The following is an 18,857-nucleotide window of genomic DNA, read 5'->3' as shown; positions in this document are numbered from 1 at the left end:
ATCGATGAAACTCTTCATTCTTGCCGGGGAGCCTTCCGGCGATCGCATCGCGGCCGATCTGGTTGAGCGGTTGCAGCAGCGCGTGGCGCTCGAACTCGACGGCGTGGGCGGCGACGCCTTGGCTCAGGTCGGGCTAACATCCCTGTTCGACATGAACGAACTCGCGGTCATGGGCTGGGCCGATGTGCTGCCTCGGCTGCCGAAACTGCTGTGGCGGGCACGGCAGGTGGCGCGAGCCATCGTGCGGACGCGGCCCGATGTAGCGGTTCTGGTCGATGCGCAGGTCTTTTCCGCTATCGTCGCCAAGCAGGTGCATGCGCGCGCGCCGGACATTCCGGTTGTCCTTTGTGTGGCGCCGGCGGTCTGGGCCTGGAAGCCGGAGAGGGCCAAGGAACTGACGCCGCGATTCCGCGAGGTCTTGGCAGTACTGCCGTTCGAGCCGGCCTTCATGCGCAAGGTTGGCGGACCAGAGACAAGTTATATCGGGCATCCGGCCCTGCAGCGTTTTCCGCTGCGCCAAGATGTGCCGGAGCGTGGGCCCATGCTGTTGCTGCCCGGCAGCCGCGAGGGGGAACTGCGCCGGCACCTGCCACTGATGCAGGCGGTAGCCGAGCGCTTAAAGGGCCATGAGCGCGTGAGCGGGTTTATCCTGCCGACACCACGGCGGTTGCAGGAGCGCGTGGCGCGGACTGTGGCATCCTGGGACGCGCCGGTCGAGGTGATCGTCGGTGAAGAGAGCAAGGCGGCGGCGTTCAGCAATGCCGTGGCGGCCGTGGCGGTAACCGGTACAGTGACGCTCGAGCTGGCTCTTGCCGGCATGCCGATGGTGACGACCTATGTGGCCGACAAGGGTCAGGCCAAACGCTGGGTGCACTACAAGGTCAAGTATGCGTCGCTGCCCAATGCCATTCTTGACCGCACGCTGGTCCCCGAGATTCTTCAGCTCGAGCCTGACGCCGAGGCGTTGATCGCCGAAGTAAAGCGTCTGCTCGATGAGCGCGGAGCGGCGGCGGAGCAGGTGGCGGGATTCGCCGAGATCCGGCAGCTAATGGAGGCAGGTACGGCCGAGGCGCCGCGAGTGGACCCGGCGGAGCGGGTGCTGCGATACCTGGTTACGTAAAGCACGCGTTCGCAATATAGCCGAGAAAGAACAGCCCCGCACTTGGCGGGGCTGTTTGCATTTGGTCAGCGGCTGGCGAGCCCGACATAGTCGCGGGCGGGCGATCCGTCGTAGAGCTGGCGAGGACGGCCGATCTTCTTCTGCGGGTCGGCAATCATTTCCTTCCACTGGCTGATCCAGCCAACGGTGCGAGCGACCGAGAACAGCACGGTGAACATCGAAGTGGGGAAGCCGATCGCCTCGAGGATGATACCCGAATAGAAATCGACGTTCGGATACAGCTTGCGATCGATGAAGTAAGGGTCTTCGAGCGCGATCTTCTCGAGTTCCTGGGCGACCTGCAGCGTTGGATTGTTGTGCACGCCGAGCAGGTCCAGCACTTCCTTGGCGGTCTTCTGCATCACGGTCGCGCGCGGGTCGAAGTTCTTGTAGACGCGGTGGCCGAAGCCCATGAGCTTGAAGCTGTCGGACTTGTCCTTGGCGCGGGCGATGAATTCAGGGATGCGGTCGACCGTGCCGATTTCCTTCAGCATGTTGAGCGCCGCTTCATTGGCACCGCCATGAGCCGGGCCCCAGAGGCAGGCTACGCCGGCCGCGATACAGGCGAATGGGTTGGCGTCGGATGAACCGGCGAGGCGCACGGTCGAGGTCGAGGCGTTCTGCTCGTGGTCGGCATGCAGGGTGAAGATCAGGTCCATTGCCCTGGCAATGGTTGGGTTCACCTGGTAGTTTTCGGCCGGAACCGAGAAGCACATGTGCAGGAAGTTGGACGCGTAATCGAGATCGTTGCGCGGGTAAACGAAGGGCTGGCCAACCGAATATTTGTAGGCCATGGCGGCGATCGTCGGCATCTTGGCGATCATGCGGATCGAGGCGATTTCGCGCTGCTGGGAATCCGAGATGTCGGTGGAGTCGTGATAGAACGCAGCCATGGCGCCGACCACCCCGGTCATGACGGCCATCGGATGCGCGTCGCGACGGAAGCCGCGATAGAAGTAGTGCATCTGCTCGTGCACCATGGTGTGGCGCGTCACCAGCTCGCTGAACTCTTCCAGCTGGGTCTTGCTGGGCAGCTCGCCGTAGAGCAGCAGGTAGCAGACTTCGATATAGGAGCTCTTCTCGGAGAGCTGCTCGATGGGGTAGCCGCGATAGAGGAGCTGGCCCTTGTCGCCATCGATATAGGTGATGGCGCTGTCGCAAGCCGCCGTCGAGGTGAAGCCCGGGTCGTAGGTAAACATCCCGGTCTTGGCGTAGAGCGATCGGATATCGATCACGTCCGGCCCAACAGATCCGGACAAAACCGGAAATTCGTGGGTATGGTCCCCGATGACGAGTTTGGCGACTTTGTCGGTCATTTAGCTCTCCTCGAAGGCCCCTGAACCCCGAAAAGAAGGGAGTTTCGGTGGGGTGGGGCCATAAACTTGGCAGTCAAGCGTTTGCCGGGATTGGTACCAGCTTTTGCTGGCCAGAGGCAACTAATGGGTAAGCAAGGCTTACCCTCCTATTAGCACTAGACAGCGGCGATCTGGTCCTCCAGGCGCGCCATGGTCTCTTCGCGTCCGATCAGCACCATGACCTCGAAAATCCCCGGGGAAACGGTGCGCCCGGTCAAGGCGGCGCGCAGCGGTTGCGCCAGCTTGCCGAGCTTGAGGCCCTTGGCCTCAGCCAGCGCACGCATGGCGCCGTCGATTGATGGTACCGACCAGTCGTTGAGACCGCGCAGGAGTTCCGCCATATCGCCCAACACGGCGCGGCTGTCCGGCGTCAGCAGGGCCGACGCCGCGGCATCGATAGCAAGCGGACGTGACGCATAGATGAACTGCGCCAGATCGATCAGTTCGAGCACCGTCTTGGCGCGCGGCTGCAATTCGGGCAGGGCGGCAAGCACGGTTTCCCTATTGGCATTGAGACCGTCGAGATCGGCCAGGCGGCCGACTTCCTCAGCGGTCGTCAGCATGACGCCGTAGAGATAATCGGGTTTGGCCTCGCGGATGTAGTGGCCGTTCAGATTGTCGAGCTTGACGAAGTCGAAGCGCGCCGCGCCCTTGTTCAGGCCCTCAAGGCTGAACCACTCGACCATTTGCTGGGTTGAGAAGATCTCGTCGTCGCCATGGCTCCAGCCCAGGCGGGCGAGATAGTTGCGCATTGCCTCAGGGAGGTAGCCCATCTGGCGGTAGAATTCGACGCCGACCGCGCCATGGCGCTTGGACATCTTGGCACCGTCAGCGCCGTGGATCAGCGGGATATGCGCCATCTCGGGCACGGTCCAGCCCATGGCGTTGTAGATGACGATCTGGCGGGCGGCATTGGTCAGGTGGTCGTCGCCGCGAATGATATGGGTGACGCCCATGTCGTGATCGTCGACAACCACGGCATGCATGTAGGTCGGCGTGCCGTCGGAGCGCAGGATGATGAAATCGTCTAGGTTTTCGGTCTTGAACACGACCTTGCCCTGCACGTGATCGTTCACGACGATATCGCCCGAAAGCGGCGCCTTGATGCGGATGACGGGCGCGACACCGGCCGGCGCCTCACTCTGGTCGCGGTCACGCCAATAGCCATTGTAGCGCGGCGGCTTGCCGGCAGCGCGGGCCTCCTCGCGCATCTGGTCGAGCTCGGCGGGCGAACAATAGCAATAATAGGCGTGGCCCATCTTGACCAGTTCGTGGGCCACTTCGGCGTGGCGCGCGGCGCGGCCGAACTGGCTGATCGGCTCGCCATCCCAATCCAGCCCGAGCCACCTGAGCCCATCGATCAGTGCAACGACGGCTGCTTCGGTAGAACGTTCGCGGTCGGTGTCCTCGATGCGCAACAGCATCTTGCCGCCCTTGTTTTGGGCATAGGCCCAGTTGAAGAGCGCGGTGCGGGCGCCACCGATATGAAGATAGCCGGTGGGCGAGGGGGCGAAGCGGGTGACGACCTGGGACATGAGACCGGAATGCTTGGATAGTTTCGGAGCCGTGTGTAGCATAGAGGGGCACGAGCGCAAGGGCGGGGCTGGGGCCGGTGCAGGGGGCAGATTTACTCGATCATAAGCCGGGCGCCGAACTGGTCGCGCGCAAACAGCCGGCATTGCCCCAGGCCGCGGGCGGACGGCTTCCGCCTGCACGCGCACTAGGGCGATTTGCCCTTGTGGCGACGATAGCCGAGGCCATCGAGGCGCGTCGGCTGTTTGTCCTGCTGCCCTTTGCGATGATTGCCGGTCTGATCGGCTATGCCCAATTGCCGTTCGAGCCGCAAGGCTGGGCGCTGGCAGCGGCAGCGCTCGTGATTGTCGGCCTTGTGCTGATGCTTCTTAGATCACCATTGCTGCCGCTGGCGAGCCTACTTGCGGCTTTCTGGATTGGGGCCTGTCTGCTGCCGCTGCATGGCGCGTGGTTCGGCACCGCCATGCTCGCGCGGCCGGCCTATGGGGCGTTCGAGGGGCGGGTTGATGAGATCGTATCCGCGACTGCCGATGCACGGCGCGTTATTGTGTCGGGGCTTGTGCCGATTGCGGGCGATCGGCCGGTCAGCATCGCCAAGGCTCGTCTCGTCGTGCCGCCCGAGCCGCCGTTGGCGCCCGGCGATATTATCCGCGGGCAGATGCGGCTGGCACCGGTTCCGGGGCCGATTCTGCCTGGGGCGTTCGACGGGCAATTTCACGCCTATTTCTCTGGGATTGGTGCCTATGGCACCGTCACGGGTGAGTTTGCGCTGGTCGCGAGCGGCACGGGTCTGGACCCCACGCGCGCCATCGAAGGGCTGCGCATGGCGATCGGGGCGCGGATCGACGCGGTGCTCGACGGTACATCGGCGGCCATTGGTCGGGCCATGGTGATGGGCGACCAGAGCGCCATTACCGATGAAACGCGCGAGGTCATGGCCAATTCAGGCCTGGCGCATATCTATTCGATCTCCGGCTTGCATCTGTCGATCGTGGCCGGTGGGGTGTTTTGGCTACTACGGCTGGTGCTGGCCGCCATTCCGGTGGCTGCCTCGCGTTGGCCGATCAAGCAGATTGCGGCCGTGGCCGGATTGGTTGCCGCTGCTGGCTACATGCTGCTTGCCGGTGGCATTGGCAACCTGCCGGCCCTGCGCTCAGCCATCATGCTGGGGCTGATCTTTGGGGCGGTGCTAGCGGGGCGACGTGCGCTGACAATGCGCAATGTGGCGATCGCGGCGCTGGCGATCATCCTGATCGATCCGGCCAGTGTGTTCCGGGCGAGCTTCCAGTTGTCTTTTGCTGCTGTCGTGGCGCTGATCGGCATCTATGAGATGCCCCGCAAAGTGCGCGAACGGGATCGAAAGTGGTTGGCGCGGCTGGGCGCGACGATCTGGGCGACGGCGTTCACCAGCCTGATTGCCGGCACCGCGACGCTGCTGTTTTCGGCCTACCACTTCCAGCAAACTGCACCGCTCGGCGTGCTCGGCAATGTGCTGGTGCTGCCAGTGGTCAGCATCGTCATCATGCCTTTTGCGCTGCTTTCAGTGCTGGCCATGCCGTTCGGCATCGAAGCGCCGTTCGTTGTTGTCATGGGCTGGGGCATCGATCGCATGGTCGATGGCGCCACCCTCGTGGCGGGATGGAGCGAAGGGCTGACGGGCAATCCGCTGTTGACCGGGACGGCGCTGGTCATCGGCCTCTTGGCGCTGGCCTGGTTTGCTTTCTTCAACACGTGGTGGAGGCTGCTGGGCCCGGCTCTGGCCGTGCCGCTGATCCTGCTGGTTGGACTGGACCAACGGCCCGACGTGCTGATCGCAGATTCCACGCAGGCGGTCGCCATGCGGTCAGGGGTTGAAATGGGGCTCATCACTGGGCGCATCGGCAGTTTTGCCGTCGACGTCTGGAGCGAGCACTACCAGGAAGAGATTTCGGCGACCGCTCCCGGCGTGAAATGCGACAGCCTGGGATGCATCGCCGAAACGGAGCAATTCTCGATTGCGGTGATCCGCAACGCCGCGGCCTTCGCCGAGGATTGCGGCCAGCATGACCTGCTGATTGCCCGCATGGCGATACCGGCGTCATGCGTTGGCGGGCAGGTGATCGACGCCGGTGATCTGGCGGCCGGCGGCGTGCATTGGTTGCGCTGGAATGAAGCGGCGGCGGGGTTCGATACCCGCACCGCCATTCCCAATCTCACCCGACCGTGGCGAGTCGTGCCACCGTGACGCCGGCGGCCGGCATCTCGGATGAGCCCAGCACATAACCCGCCTCATCCTTGGCAGGGGTGAGTGTCGCTGCGCCGGCATTGTAGTTCACGTAAACGCGGAAACCGTCACGGGTGCGGCAGCGGACGCCGGCCGGCAGTGCCAGCGTCGGCAGGTCTGCTTCGGCGATGAGGTAGTCGGCAACGCGCTGGATCAGCGCCTTGGTGCCGCTGGCGCCGAGATAGTAGAGCTTGCCCTGGTTGACCAGCACCGGCCAGCCCTCGACATCTTCCATGACCACGTTGGCTTTGGTTTCGATGCGTTCGCGCCAATGCCGCACGGCGCCGCCACCGCCCTTGACCTCGACTTCCACGCTCGGGTCGGCGCTATCAATGCGTAGCACCTTGAGATCGAGCAGATTGGTCGGCAGATCGGGCGCCAGCTTGTTGGGGATCGAGAAGTTCTCGGTCTTGGAGCCGGAGCGCGGGCCGATCAGCAGATGCCCTTCGAACTCGGTGATGGCGGTGCGCAAGGCGTCGTTCCAGGCGAATAGCGCCGGGATGGCGACAATGTCGTAGCCGGCAAAGCTGGTGGTGCTGGGCGAGACGATGTCGATATCGACGCCATGCTTGCGGAACGCTGCGTAGAGAGCGCGGACGTGTGCGCCGTGGGTAAAGCCCTTGGCCTGCGGCTGCACGTCCCAGGCCCATTCGCTTTCATAGTCATAGACCAGGGCGACGCGGCCTTTGGCAGCCTTACCGGCAATGCCGACGGCCGTCAGCTCTTCGGCGACCCGCATGGCCTCGTGGTAGGCCGGCGCGGGCTCACTATCGGGGCGGAGTAGGCCGGCATGCATCTGTTCCTGCGCGAACGGCGCCTGCCGCCAGCGGAAGTAGGAGACGACCTCGGCGCCATGGGCAAAGGCTTCCCAGGCCCAGAGGCGCGCCATGCCGGGTAACGGATCGGGGTTGAAGTTGCCCCAGTTCACAGGGCCCGGCTGCTGCTCCATGATCCACCAGCGGCCATGTCCCACGGCGCGGTAGAGGTCGTGGTGGAAGGCCTGATAGTCAGGCTCGCCTTGGCGCATGTACTGGCGCTTCACGTCGTCGGGTTCGTCGCTGACCGCCAGATGCCCGATGGGGTAGGCGTCCCAGCTCGCCACATCGAGCGTTTCGGCCACGTCATAGTGGTCGAACTCGGTGTAGCGGCCCATGAAGTTATGGATGACCGGCAGGTCAGGGCGCTTGGTCTTGAGGATGTCGAACTGCACCTTGTTGAAGGCGGCGACCTGGTCGGAGGCATAGCGGCGGAAATCGAGATCGTGCGCGGGAGCCGGCTCGCAGACGAGCAGGTTCGGTAGCTCGACCTGATCGAAACGATTGTACTCCATCGACCAGAAGACATTGCCCCAGGCCTGGTTCAATGCGTCCGCGGTTCCGTACTTTTCCGCCAGCCAGCGCTGAAATCCTTGCTTGGCGGCTGGCGAGTAGGAATAGGTTGTGCCGTGGCAGCCATACTCGTTGTCGGTTTGCCAGGCGCCAAGGGCCGGATGGTCGCCCACCGCGTCTGCCAGCAGCCGCGTAATGCGAGCACATTCCTCGCGGTAGCCGAGGTGGCTGAAATCATAGTGGCGGCGCGAGCCGAAGCCCTTTTTACGGCCCTGAGCGTCGACCGCCAGCATGTCGGGATGCTTGTCGATCATCCAGCGCGGCGGGGTCGCGGTAGGCGTGCCGAACACGATCTTGAGCCCATGCCGCCCCAGCACGTCCATGGCCCGGATGATCCAGTCGAATTGCAGGTTGCCCGGCGTAGGCTCGAGCCTCGACCAGGCGAACTCGCCGATGCGGACGAACTTGATGCCGACTTCGGCCATGCGGGCCGCGTCGCGGTCCCACCAGTCCTCGGGCCAATGTTCGGGATAGTAGCAGACGCCGAGGGCAGGGGTGGTCATGGCTGGTAACTCAGAGAGTGATGATCGGTTCGGGCTGGCCGGCCACATCGACGTCGATGGCGAACAGGCCACCGGCGACCTGTTCGGCGGCAAGTTGCTCGGAGCTGAGGTTCTTGGCGGCGGTGGTGATGAAGAGCGTCTTGAGGTCGGGCCCGCCAAAAGCTGGGCAGGAGACCTGGCTCACCGGAACTTCGATGACGCGATCGATCGAGCCGTCCGGCGCATGGCGGACGACGCAGGAACCACCCCAGCGGGCGTTCCACAGGTAGCCTTCGCTATCGACCACGGCGCCATCCGGCCAGCCGCGATGGTCGGACACGTCGGCGAACAGCGTCCAGTCGCCAATCGGCAGGCCGGTCGCCGGATTGGTAGGGCACTGCATGATCTGCTTGGTCGGCGTATCGGTCCAATAGGCGATGCGGCCATCGGGCGAAAAGCAGGTGGCGTTCGGAATCTTGACGCCGGATTTCAGCGTGGTCAGCTCGCCGGCGCGATAATGATAGACCGAGCCGACCGGCAATTCCTCTTCGGTGCGGTTCATGGTGCCAATCCAGAATGCACCCGATGGGTGGACGCGGCTGTCATTGGTGCGCGTTTCCGGCCGATCGGCTTCGATCTCGTTGATGCGATTCATGCCGCCGGTTGCAAGATCGAACTGCTTGAGGCCGGTATCAGTAGCGAGAACCAGCGTATGGTCATCAACCACGGCGGCAGCGGCCACGGTCTCGTTGAATAGCCAGCTGTCGGCAATCTCTCCATCAGCCGTTACCGCGAACAGCGTCTGTTCGTTGATATCGAAGAAGAACAGTTGCTGCCGCCCGGCATGCCAGATCGGGCCTTCGCCGAGTTCGCACTTGCTGTCGAAAATGAGTCTCGCCGTCTGCGTCATGCCGATTTCCCCGCATCGTAGGCGGCAACGGCGGTGGCTCCACGCTCGGCGACCTGGGCGGCGTCCATGCCGGGCTTGTAAATATAGGTCCCGAGGCCAAAGCCGGTGCAGCCCGCAGCAAAGTACTCGTCGAAATTATCGGGGTTGGCGCCGCCGACGGCATAAACAGGCATTTCGGGCGGCAGCACCGCCTTCATCGCCTTGATGCCCTTGGGACCAAGCACTTCGGCTGGGAAGAACTTGAGGCCGGTGGCGCCGGCGCGGATGGCGCGGAAGGCGTCGGTGGGGGTGAATACGCCGGGATAGGACAGAAGCTGCAGGCGCGCGGTTTCTTCGATCACCTGCTTGTTGGCGTCGGGCGAAACGATGAACGTGCCGCCGGCGTCGGAAACGGCCCAAACCTGCTTCTTGGTCAGTACGGTGCCGGCGCCGATGGCGGCCTTCTCGCCGAGCGCGTTGGAGGCCAGCGCAATGGAGGTGAGCGCATCGGGCGAGTTGAGCGGCACCTCGATCATGGTGATGCCGGAAGCAATCAGCGCCTCACAAACTGCGATGGTTTCGCCGGGGGTAATGCCACGCAGGATGGCGATCAGGTGACGATGGTTCATGAAGAACTCCTACTAAGCGGCAAAGCTGCGCGCGGCCTTGAGGCCGGCCAACACGATTTGGGTGGCATCCTGCGGCTCGCCGCTGGCGCCGATCATCGCCAGCACCTGCGCATAAAGCGCGCATAGTGCGGGAGAGCCGATCAGTGGCACGGCTTGCCCGCCGATCAGATGACGGTTGCTGCCGATTTCGGTGCCGATGAGCAGGCCCGAGAGATAACCGGCGCACCAATCGGGCTGCCGGCCCGAGAGCAGCGATCCTGCGCGGACCTGGAACAGGGTGCCGAGCAATTGCTCGGGCCGTTCGAGGCCGGCGGCGGCGCCCGCGGCAAAGCCCTCCGCGCGCCCGGGGCCATCGAGGTCGCCGGTGAGGGAGTGGCGCAGCACGGAATGGGTGCGGAGCACCTCGAACATTTCGCCCGTCATCGCGGTCGAGAAACGCTCGATACGCGTGCCAGAGAGCTGCGCCCACTTGGAATGCGTGCCGGGCATGCAGACCACGCCCGAAAAGCCGGGCCGCAGGGCCGCGAGACCCAGCAATTGAGTTTCTTCCCCGCGCATCACGTTATCGGCGCCGGCCTTCTGGCAAACGCCGGGCAGGATTGCCGGGGCAATGCGGCCATCGACTATATCGGGGCGTACGGCGCCGTCGAGCAGGCCACGCAAATCCGTTGGCGCTTCGAGGTAGGGGGCTTCGAGCCAGCCCTGGCGCGCGCCGGCCATGCCACAGATCAGCACGTCAAGGGTACCGCCGTGCGCTGGTGTGACACCGGCCAGCAGTTCGGACAGCGCGGCCGGGAACTCGTCGCGCGCCAGCTTGCCCATGCCCTTGGCGGAATTACGCTCCAGCGCCACCGAGCCGTCGGACGCGATGCCCCAGGCCCGCAAATTGGAGGTGCCCCAATCGACGGCGATCCAGTCCACTATATCAGTCACGAAACCCTCTCCGCCGCCCCTGTTTTCGGGCGCGACCCTAATCGCGAAACGCCGTTTCAGCCAGACCGATTCTCGTTGATCGCGATCGCTCACAACAAGCCCGATCACGCTCGTTTCGTCTGCTCGATTGGTAAGCCGCTCCAGCCGTTCCGACACATAGAGCGGCCAATATTCGGTGGCGAGTCAAAAGTATGATTTTTTCTGCGGAAACCCATTCACTCTGGCGCCAGCCATGTTAGAACGAGTCCAAACGTGGCCTCACGGCAGCGTCCACGGATGCAAGAGGAAGATGATATGACGGCAGGTAATGGCGAGGGCGCCGCGCCCAAGAAACTGCGTTCGCGGGCCTGGTTCGACAACCCCGATAATCCTGACATGACCGCGCTCTATCTTGAGCGCTACATGAATTTCGGCGTATCGCGTGAGGAACTGCAGTCCAACAAGCCGATCATCGGCATTGCCCAGACCGGTTCCGACCTGTCGCCGTGCAACCGTCATCACATCGTTCTGGCCGAGCGCGTGCGCGAAGGCATCCGGGAGGCCGGTGGCATTGCCATCGAATTCCCTGTGCACCCGATCCAGGAAACCGGCAAGCGCCCGACCGCCGGCCTCGACCGCAACCTGGCCTATCTCGGCTTGGTCGAGGTGCTCTACGGCTACCCACTGGACGGCGTGGTTCTGACCATCGGTTGCGACAAGACCACCCCGGCCATGCTTATGGGTGCTGCGACGGTCAATATTCCGGCAATCGCGCTGTCGGTTGGGCCGATGCTAAACGGCTGGCACAAGGGCGAGCGCACCGGGTCGGGCACCATTGTGTGGAAGGCCCGCCAGATGATGGCCGCGGGCGAGATCGACTATGCCCAGTTCATCGAACTGGTCGCGTCGTCGGCGCCGTCCACCGGCTATTGCAACACCATGGGCACGGCAACGACGATGAACTCGCTGGCCGAGTCTCTGGGCATGCAGTTGCCCGGTTCGGCGGCCATTCCCGCGCCGTATCGCGATCGCCAGGAAATGGCCTATCGCACCGGCAAGCGTATCGTCGACATGGTACATGAAGATCTCAAGCCATCCGACATCCTGACCAAGGACAATTTCATCAATACGATCGTGGTCAATTCCGCCATTGGTGGGTCGACCAATGCGCCGATCCACATCCAGGCCATTGCCCGCCACATCGGCGTCGAGCTGGAGTTGCAGGATTTCCAGACCCATGGCCACAAGGTGCCGCTGCTGGTGAACCTGCAGCCGGCCGGGGAGTATCTGGGCGAGGACTACTATCATGCCGGTGGCGTGCCGGCGGTGGTCAACGAACTGATGACCCAGGGCCTGATCCGCGAGAACGCACCGACCGTCAACGGCAAGACCATTGGCGAGAACTGCCGCAATACGCCGATTCAGGACGACAAGGTCATCCGTCACTTCGACAACCCGCTCAAGACCGATGCGGGCTTCCTCGTGCTGCGCGGTAATCTCTTCGACAACGCCATCATGAAGACATCAGTGATCTCGTCGGAATTCCGCGAGCGCTACCTCAACAACCCCGAACATCCGGGCATGTTCGAAGGCAAGGCGGTGGTGTTCGACGGGCCGGAGGACTACCACCACCGGATCGACGATCCGTCGCTCGAAATCGACGAAAACACGCTGCTGTTCATGCGCGGTGCCGGCCCTATCGGCTATCCGGGTGCTGCCGAGGTCGTGAACATGCGGCCGCCATCCTACCTGATCAAGAAGGGCATTCACGCCCTGGCCTGTATCGGCGACGGCCGGCAGTCGGGCACGTCGGGCTCGCCCTCGATCCTCAACGCTTCGCCGGAAGCGGCGGCCGGTGGCAATCTCGCTATCCTGCGTACCGGCGACCGGGTGCGGATTGACCTTAACAAGGGCCAGGCCAATATCCTGATCTCTGACGAGGAAATCGCGACCCGCCGGGCCGACCTGGAAGCCACCGGCGGTTACAAGTTCCCCAAGCACCAGACGCCGTGGCAGGAAATCCAGCGCGGCATTGTCGACCAGCTCGGCAATGGCGCAGTGCTCAAGCCCGCTGTGGCCTATCAGCGCATCGCCCAGACCAACGGCGTACCGCGGGATAATCACTAAGGTTCGCGGGTCGGCAAACCAAAAGGCCCGCTCTTCGGCGGGCCTTTTTCTTGCCGGCTACTGTGAATTCGCGTCGATGCGCTGCCTAAGACATGGCGCGCTCTGTCGCGTTCGCCGCAGCCTGTCGAACCACGAGGTCGTGGCACCCAAGCCTCCACTCGCTCGATCTCGTGGTTCGATAAGCGCGCCGTGAGGTCTCCGATAGTGAGGCGGATCAACCGCGACGCGCCTCGAACCGCCCTTCGGTTCCATCCTCATCGCCCGGCTTGTCCGGGTGATCGATGCTTCAGCACGTGCGGAGAAATGGACTGCTTGGCCAGGCCGGGCAATGACGATCCACAAATGGATCGCTCAGTCCAGCGCCTTAGGCCGGTCCGACATCCTACCACCTAGCGAAGCCGGGCATTGGTCACCGGGGTGGGCTGAGATGTTCGTGCACGATCTTCCAGCCGTCCGGCCGCTTCGCCAAAACCGAGGTTCCGCGACCTGAGCCGGCTTCGCGCTTGCCATTGACGGTGGCCTGCCAATGAAAGGTGTATGCAACTGGCTGCACCGTCGCCTGCCGCGATCCAGCGTAGCGCCTCGATTCGATAGATTTCTTCGGTCAGAACAGCCCAAGTTGCCTCGAAGGCCGCCCGGATCGCCGCCAGGCCGCTATGGGAGCCGTCGCTAAACCAGAACACTGCATCATCAGCGATTAGCGGCGCGACATCACCGAAATCGTGATGGTTGATCCGCTCGGCATATTCGGCCATCACCGCCGCCGCTTCCGCAGCAATATGCTCTGGGTTGGAGGCCCCATCGCTCAAAGCCCGGCCTCCTGAACTCAGTCGCCGGCAAGGCGCGTGTTCACCGTAGTCCAGCGGCCGCTGGGGTCGCATTGCAGCAGCAGGCTGTCGTTGTTGCGTATGCCAACCACGGCACCGATCGAGGAAAACTTGTCCTCGAGCACGCAACCGACCACTGGGGTATCGGGCTCGCCCGCTTCCCAGCCGGTTCCGGCGCGGCAGACGGCGACACCGCCGCCTGCATTGATACCGACGCCCGCCGTGAAGGCCACGTCGCCGACCCAGCAGCGAGTCTCGCGTGCGGACACTTCCTGCGCAAGCGACGGGCCGCCCTGCGCTGCAACCAGCATCAGGGCCAGAAGCAGCGCGGCGCGCATCAGTACTTCCTCAACAGGCCAACAAGGCGTCCCTGAACCTTGACGCGATCAGGCGGGAAAATGCGTGTTTCGTAAGCCGGGTTGGCGGCTTCGAGAGCGATGGTATTTCCCTTGCGACGCAAGCGCTTGAGGGTCGCTTCTTCATCATCCACGAGAGCAACGATGATCTCGCCTGTGCTGGCGGCATCCTGCTTCTTGATCAGCACGGTATCGCCATCGAAAATGCCGGCCTCGATCATCGAGTCACCGCGCACTTCGAGTGCATAATGTTCGCCGGCGCCGAGCATTTCGGGCGGCACCATGATGGTGTGGGAATGGGTCTGAATCGCCTCGATCGGCGTGCCGGCCGCGATCCGTCCCATAACAGGAATGGAAATTGGTCGCGCATAGTCCTCGCCAGAGGATACGCGCGCGGGAGGCGACGCCACCTTGCCCAGATTGCCTTCGATAACCGATGGCTCGAAGCGCGCCTTGCGGCCGCCGAGCGAGGGGTTCATCGAATCGGGGAGCTTGACCACCTCCAGTGCGCGGGCCCGATTGGGCAGGCGGCGGATGAAGCCGCGTTCTTCGAGCGCGGTGATCAGCCGATGGATGCCAGACTTGGACGCCAGATCGAGCGCATCCTTCATCTCATCGAACGATGGCGGGATGCCGCTTTCCTTCATCCTCTCGTGGATGAACATCAGCAGCTCGTGTTGTTTGCGCGTCAGCATTGGCCCCTCGGAAACAGAATCGGAACATAGGCAGAACGACTATACGTGTTCCAGTTATGTTCTGCAATATGCTGATATGCTCATCAGTCTTGCGGGCGCCAAGACAATCAGAACGCGTCGATGGCGAGCGCTTCGACAATCGTTCCTGCGTCTTGCCCCGGATCGAATTCAGGTTGGACAATCAGCATTTCTGCCTGGGCCAAAGACGAAGTATGGCCGCTGTCGGTCTGCGATATCGGGAAAAGCTCTGGTCCGGTCGGCGTATGGATGAGCTGTGCGCGCATGAAGTGGCGGCGCGCTGTATTGGCTGGCGTCGGGCCGGCCAGCGGAAGATACCATTTGCTGAGGCCCGTATATCCAACCCAGCGGCGCAGGGCGGGTTTAATGAAGACGATGGCCGTGACCATGGCCGACACGGGATTGCCTGGTAGGCCGAAGATCAGTGTCTTGCCGCGGGTGCCGAACATCAGCGGCTTGCCGGGGCGCATGTTGATCTTCCAGAAGTCGAGGGTTACGCCGAGTTCGACGAGGATCTCCTGGACGATGTCATGATCGCCGACGCTGGCGCCGCCAGTCGTGATCAGGATGTCGGGCTCGGCTGCGAAGATGGTCTCCAGCGTTTGCCGGAGGGCGGCGCGATCGTCGCGGGCTATGCCGTAGTCGGTGACTGTTTCGGCATAAGGATGGAGCAAGGGGCGGAGGCCGAAGCTATTAGAGGCGACGATCTGGTCGGGGCCCAGCGCGGTGCCGGGCAAAACCAGTTCGTCGCCGGTGGCCAGCAGGGCAATGGCCGGGCGCCGAGCTACGACAAGGCTATCGGCATTGGCGGCAGCGGCCACGGCCAGTTGCACCGGTGCCAGGCGGACGCCGGGATCGATGAGTTGGTCCCCGGTGGCGAAGTCGTTGCCGAGCGGGCGGACACTGTGGCCCTGGCGCGGGCGGGTGTTGAAGCGGACCATGCCGCCCTCGGCCTCGGCTTCTTCCTGCATGATCACCGTATCAGCGCCCGGAGGGACTGGGGCGCCGGTGAAGATGCGGACAGTCTGACCGGCCTCTATCGATCCGCCATAAGCAGCGCCGGCTTGCGAGGTTCCGACCATGGTGAGGCGGTGGCCGTCGACAATGTCCGCTGCGCGGACGGCGTAGCCGTCCATGGCGCTGGCATTGAAAGGCGGCTGATCGTGCCGCGCAACCACCGGTTCCAGCAGAACCCGCCCCGCGGCGTCCGCCAGGCGGACGCTCTTACCCACGGGGGCGGGGACCCGCTTGAGGATGGCCGCAATGGCGTCGTCGACGGGGAGCAGGCTCATGGCCGGGTGAAGTCACCGGATTTGCCGCCGGATTTTTCCATGAGGCAGATGTCTGATATGACCATGGCCCGGTCGATGGCCTTGGCCATGTCGTAAAGGGTGAGCGCTGCTGTCGAGGCGGCAACGAGCGCTTCCATTTCGACGCCCGTCTGGCCGGTGGTTTCCGCCGTCGCGCGGACCTGGATGGCGTCGGCGCCATCAGCCTCAATGTCGACGCTGACCTTGGTCAGCGGGATGGGGTGGCAGAGCGGGATCAGGTCGCTGGTCTTTTTGGCGGCCATGATGCCGGCGATGCGGGCAACGGCAAGCGCGTCACCCTTCTTGAGAGCGCCGCCCATGATCGCCGTTACCGTTTCAGGCTGGGCGATGATCCGCGCCTGGGCCACCGCGCGGCGCTTGGTGCTCGCCTTGTCGCCGATGTCGACGATATGCGCTTCGCCCTTGGCGTTGAGATGGGTCAGGCCTGCGGCCATCAGCGGACCGCCTGCGGTGCGCCCATCAGCAGGGCGCGGGTTGCCGCGACGACATCGTCCTGCCGCATCAGGCTCTCGCCGACCAGGAAGGTGCCGATATTGGCGTCGCGATCGAGCTTAAGGATATGCTCGTGGGTGACGATGCCGCTTTCGCTCACCAGCAGGGTGCCCTTGGGCACGCCGACGGCGAGGTTGATGGAGGTATCGAGCGTGGTCTCGAAGGTGCGCAGATTGCGGTTGTTGATGCCGATGAACCCGGCGCCCAGCCCGAGCGCGCGATCGAGCTCAAGCTGGTCGTGCACTTCCACCAAGGCATCCATGCCCCATTCTTCGGCGGCATCGAGCAGGTAGCGGGCGACGTCGTCACCCACCGCCGCGAGGATGATGAGGATGCAGTCAGCGCCCCAGGCGCGCGCCTCGGCGACCTGGTAGGTCTCGAACAAGAAGTCCTTGCGCAGCACGGGAAGGCGGGTCGCCGCGCGGGCCTCGATCAGGTAGCTCGGCGAACCCTGGAAGCTGGGGCGGTCGGTGAGGACGGATAGGCAGGCGGCGCCGGCAGTTTCGTAGCTACGGGCGATTTCGGCCGGGTTGAAGTCGGCGCGGATGAGGCCCTTGGAGGGGCTGGCCTTCTTGACCTCGGCAATGAGCGCGTACTGACCTGCCGCGCGCTTGGCCTTGATGGCCTTGATGAAACCGCGCGGCGCCGGCTGATCGTGGGCTTGCGCCACGACTTCCGCCCACGGCCGCATCGCCTTGGCGGCAGCGATTTCCTCGCGTTTATAGGCTTCGATCTGCTGGAGAATATCGGTCATCGGTCTCGTCCGTTCGATACCGCCACGAGGCGGGCGAGTGTTTCCTTGGCCTTGCCGCTGTCGATGGTTTCCCGCGCCAGGGCTATGCCATCTTCGATGGTCTCGACCCTATCGGCAACGAGCAGGGCGGCACCGGCATTGAGCAGCACTGTATCACGATAGGCACCCGATGCCCCGTCGAACAGTGCCTGCATGGCCGCCGCGTTTTCGGCGGGTTCGCCGCCGAGCAGATCCTTGGGGTCGGTCAGCCGGAGGCCCACCTGCTCGGGATGCAGTTCGAAGCTGCGCAGGTCGCCCTTGGCGATCTGGGCGACGAAATTGGGCCCAGAGGTCGACAATTCGTCCAGCCCCTCACTGGAATGGACCACCCAGGCCTTGATGGCGCGATTTGCCAGCAGGGCAGCCGCTACCGGCTCCACCCATTGTTGCGAATAGACGCCGAGCAGATAGCGCCGAACGCCGGCGGGGTTGGATTGCGGCCCCAGGAGATTGAACAGCGTACGTACGCCCATTTCGGCGCGCGACGGGCCGACATGGCGCATGGCCGGGTGATGGCTTGGCGCGAACATGAAGCCGATGCCGGCATTGGCGATGGTGTGGCCGATCTCTTCCGGAGTCAGGTCGAGCTTGACGCCCAGTGCTTCCAATACTTGCGAAGCGCCCGAGCGCGACGACAGCGCCTTGTTACCGTGCTTGGCTACCGGCACGCCGGCCGCCGCGACCACGAGCGCCGTAGTGGTGGAGATGTTGAGGCTGCCCAAGCCGTCGCCGCCGGTGCCGACGATGTCGATGGCATTTTCGGGAGCGATAACGGGCACCATTTGCTCGCGCAGGATCGACACGGCGGCGGCGATTTCGCCGACGGTCTCGCCCTTGATGCGCATACCCATGAGGAAGGCGCCGATCTGGCTCTGCGTCGCTTCCCCGGCCATGATGGTTCGCATGACGCCCCGCATTTCCTCGCCGGTCAGGTCTTTCCGATCGGCGATCTTGTTGAGTGCTGCCTTGATATCCATCACGCGGCTCGCTTCTGGTTGAAGTCGCGTGCCATGTTCAGGAAGTTCTGCAGCAAAGCGTGGCCGTTTTCCGAGGCGATGCTCTCGGGGTGGAACTGCACGCCATGCAGAGGCAGCGAACGATGCTGCATGCCCATGATCAGCCCGTCATCGGTCGTGGCGGTGACTTCCAGCGACTGGGGCAGGGTGTCCTGCTTGACGATCAGCGAATGATAGCGCGTTGCCTCGAAGTCGTTATTGAGGCCGCGGAACAGGCCTTTGCCGGTATGGTGGATCTTGCTGGTCTTGCCGTGCACTAGGTGCGGTGCGCGGATCACGTCGCCGCCCATGGCCTGGCCGATGGCCTGGTGGCCCAGGCAGACGCCGAGAATCGGCATATCGGCCTTGAAGCGATCGATCAGATCAAGGCAGATGCCGGCCTCGTTCGGCGTGCAGGGACCGGGCGACAGCACGATCGCCTCGGGCGCCATCGCGGCTATTTCGTCGAGCGTGATCTTGTCGTTGCGGTGCACGGTGATATCGGCGCCGAGTTCGCCTAGGAAGTGGACGAGGTTGTAGGTAAAGCTGTCGTAGTTATCGATGACGAGAGTGCGGGTCATTGGTGCGTTTCCGGCTCAGGGACTTTTCTAAA

General features: G+C 63.6%; 17 protein-coding genes. 3 read left to right on the top strand and 14 right to left on the bottom strand.

Features of this window, described 5'->3' with window-relative positions:
- The first annotated feature begins 4 nt into the window (after positions 1-4).
- Entirely contained in the window at positions 5-1,120 is a 1,116-nt protein-coding gene (locus tag MF606_RS10795; protein WP_240229250.1) for a lipid-A-disaccharide synthase, read from the top strand.
- A 65-nt stretch (positions 1,121-1,185) separates the two neighbouring features.
- Here MF606_RS10795 and gltA read toward each other — a convergent pair whose 3' ends face one another.
- Both gltA and gltX read right to left on the bottom strand, forming a co-directional pair.
- On the bottom strand, positions 1,186-2,475 hold the full coding sequence (gene gltA / locus MF606_RS10790) for a citrate synthase (protein ID WP_240229249.1): 1,290 nt from the start codon (positions 2,473-2,475) through the stop codon (positions 1,186-1,188).
- 155 nt (positions 2,476-2,630) lie between these two features.
- On the bottom strand, positions 2,631-4,049 hold the full coding sequence (gene gltX, locus MF606_RS10785; protein WP_420842203.1) for a glutamate--tRNA ligase: 1,419 nt from the start codon (positions 4,047-4,049) through the stop codon (positions 2,631-2,633).
- A gap of 203 nt (positions 4,050-4,252) precedes the next feature.
- On the opposite strand from gltX, the gene MF606_RS10780 reads away from it, so the two are divergent.
- Complete coding sequence (locus tag MF606_RS10780) at positions 4,253-6,271, top strand: ComEC/Rec2 family competence protein (protein WP_240229247.1); 2,019 nt, start codon at positions 4,253-4,255, stop codon at positions 6,269-6,271.
- Here MF606_RS10780 and MF606_RS10775 read toward each other — a convergent pair.
- The 4 genes from MF606_RS10775 to MF606_RS10760 are packed head-to-tail and all read right to left on the bottom strand — an operon-like array spanning position 6,240 to position 10,631.
- Complete coding sequence (locus MF606_RS10775) at positions 6,240-8,201, bottom strand: beta-galactosidase (RefSeq protein WP_240229246.1); 1,962 nt, start codon at positions 8,199-8,201, stop codon at positions 6,240-6,242. The two genes, MF606_RS10780 and MF606_RS10775, sit on opposite strands and share 32 nt — an antisense overlap.
- A 10-nt stretch (positions 8,202-8,211) precedes the next feature.
- The gene (locus MF606_RS10770; RefSeq protein WP_240229245.1) at positions 8,212-9,090 is read right to left on the bottom strand and encodes an SMP-30/gluconolactonase/LRE family protein; all 879 of its coding nucleotides are present in this window, start codon (positions 9,088-9,090) and stop codon (positions 8,212-8,214) included.
- Positions 9,087-9,698 (bottom strand): 2-dehydro-3-deoxy-6-phosphogalactonate aldolase, encoded by a 612-nt coding sequence (locus MF606_RS10765; protein WP_240229244.1) that lies wholly within the window; start codon positions 9,696-9,698, stop codon positions 9,087-9,089. The genes MF606_RS10770 and MF606_RS10765 overlap by 4 nt, the downstream gene beginning before the upstream one ends.
- A 12-nt stretch (positions 9,699-9,710) precedes the next feature.
- Positions 9,711-10,631 (bottom strand): 2-dehydro-3-deoxygalactonokinase, encoded by a 921-nt coding sequence (locus tag MF606_RS10760; RefSeq protein WP_240229243.1) that lies wholly within the window; start codon positions 10,629-10,631, stop codon positions 9,711-9,713.
- Between the two features lie 294 nt (positions 10,632-10,925).
- On the opposite strand from MF606_RS10760, the gene MF606_RS10755 reads away from it, so the two are divergent.
- Positions 10,926-12,737 carry an IlvD/Edd family dehydratase gene (locus tag MF606_RS10755; RefSeq protein WP_240229242.1) on the top strand — a complete coding sequence of 604 codons (1,812 nt, stop codon included), beginning with the start codon at positions 10,926-10,928 and terminating at the stop codon, positions 12,735-12,737.
- A 389-nt stretch (positions 12,738-13,126) separates the two neighbouring features.
- Here MF606_RS10755 and MF606_RS21745 read toward each other — a convergent pair whose 3' ends face one another.
- The 8 genes from MF606_RS21745 to MF606_RS10710 all read right to left on the bottom strand — a co-directional run bounded on the left by MF606_RS21745 (position 13,127) and on the right by MF606_RS10710 (position 18,825).
- Positions 13,127-13,546 (bottom strand): nuclear transport factor 2 family protein, encoded by a 420-nt coding sequence (locus tag MF606_RS21745; protein WP_476728692.1) that lies wholly within the window; start codon positions 13,544-13,546, stop codon positions 13,127-13,129.
- A 17-nt stretch (positions 13,547-13,563) separates the two neighbouring features.
- Positions 13,564-13,902: a hypothetical protein gene (locus MF606_RS10740; protein WP_240229241.1), complete on the bottom strand. Its 339-nt coding sequence runs from the start codon at positions 13,900-13,902 to the stop codon at positions 13,564-13,566.
- Positions 13,902-14,615, bottom strand: a complete 714-nt coding sequence (gene lexA, locus MF606_RS10735; protein ID WP_240229240.1) for a transcriptional repressor LexA — start codon at positions 14,613-14,615, stop codon at positions 13,902-13,904. Before lexA ends, MF606_RS10740 begins: the two co-directional genes overlap by 1 nt.
- Positions 14,616-14,722: 107 nt before the next feature.
- Positions 14,723-15,925: a molybdopterin molybdotransferase MoeA gene (locus MF606_RS10730; RefSeq protein ID WP_240229239.1), complete on the bottom strand. Its 1,203-nt coding sequence runs from the start codon at positions 15,923-15,925 to the stop codon at positions 14,723-14,725.
- Positions 15,922-16,398, bottom strand: coding sequence for a cyclic pyranopterin monophosphate synthase MoaC (gene moaC, locus MF606_RS10725; protein ID WP_240229238.1), 477 nt, complete (start codon positions 16,396-16,398; stop codon positions 15,922-15,924). The genes MF606_RS10730 and moaC overlap by 4 nt, the downstream gene beginning before the upstream one ends.
- The gene (trpC, locus tag MF606_RS10720) at positions 16,398-17,210 is read right to left on the bottom strand and encodes an indole-3-glycerol phosphate synthase TrpC (RefSeq protein ID WP_240229237.1); all 813 of its coding nucleotides are present in this window, start codon (positions 17,208-17,210) and stop codon (positions 16,398-16,400) included. The genes moaC and trpC overlap by 1 nt, the downstream gene beginning before the upstream one ends.
- Positions 17,207-18,229: an anthranilate phosphoribosyltransferase gene (gene trpD / locus MF606_RS10715; protein ID WP_420842202.1), complete on the bottom strand. Its 1,023-nt coding sequence runs from the start codon at positions 18,227-18,229 to the stop codon at positions 17,207-17,209. Before trpD ends, trpC begins: the two co-directional genes overlap by 4 nt.
- Positions 18,226-18,825, bottom strand: a complete 600-nt coding sequence (locus MF606_RS10710) for an anthranilate synthase component II (RefSeq protein ID WP_240229235.1) — start codon at positions 18,823-18,825, stop codon at positions 18,226-18,228. The genes trpD and MF606_RS10710 overlap by 4 nt, the downstream gene beginning before the upstream one ends.
- Positions 18,826-18,857: the final 32 nt, after the last annotated feature.

Origin of the sequence: Devosia lacusdianchii, from assembly GCF_022429625.1 — a bacterium.
Lineage (GTDB): Bacteria > Pseudomonadota > Alphaproteobacteria > Rhizobiales > Devosiaceae > Devosia > Devosia lacusdianchii.
This window is presented reverse-complemented; position numbering and strand designations above follow the sequence as displayed.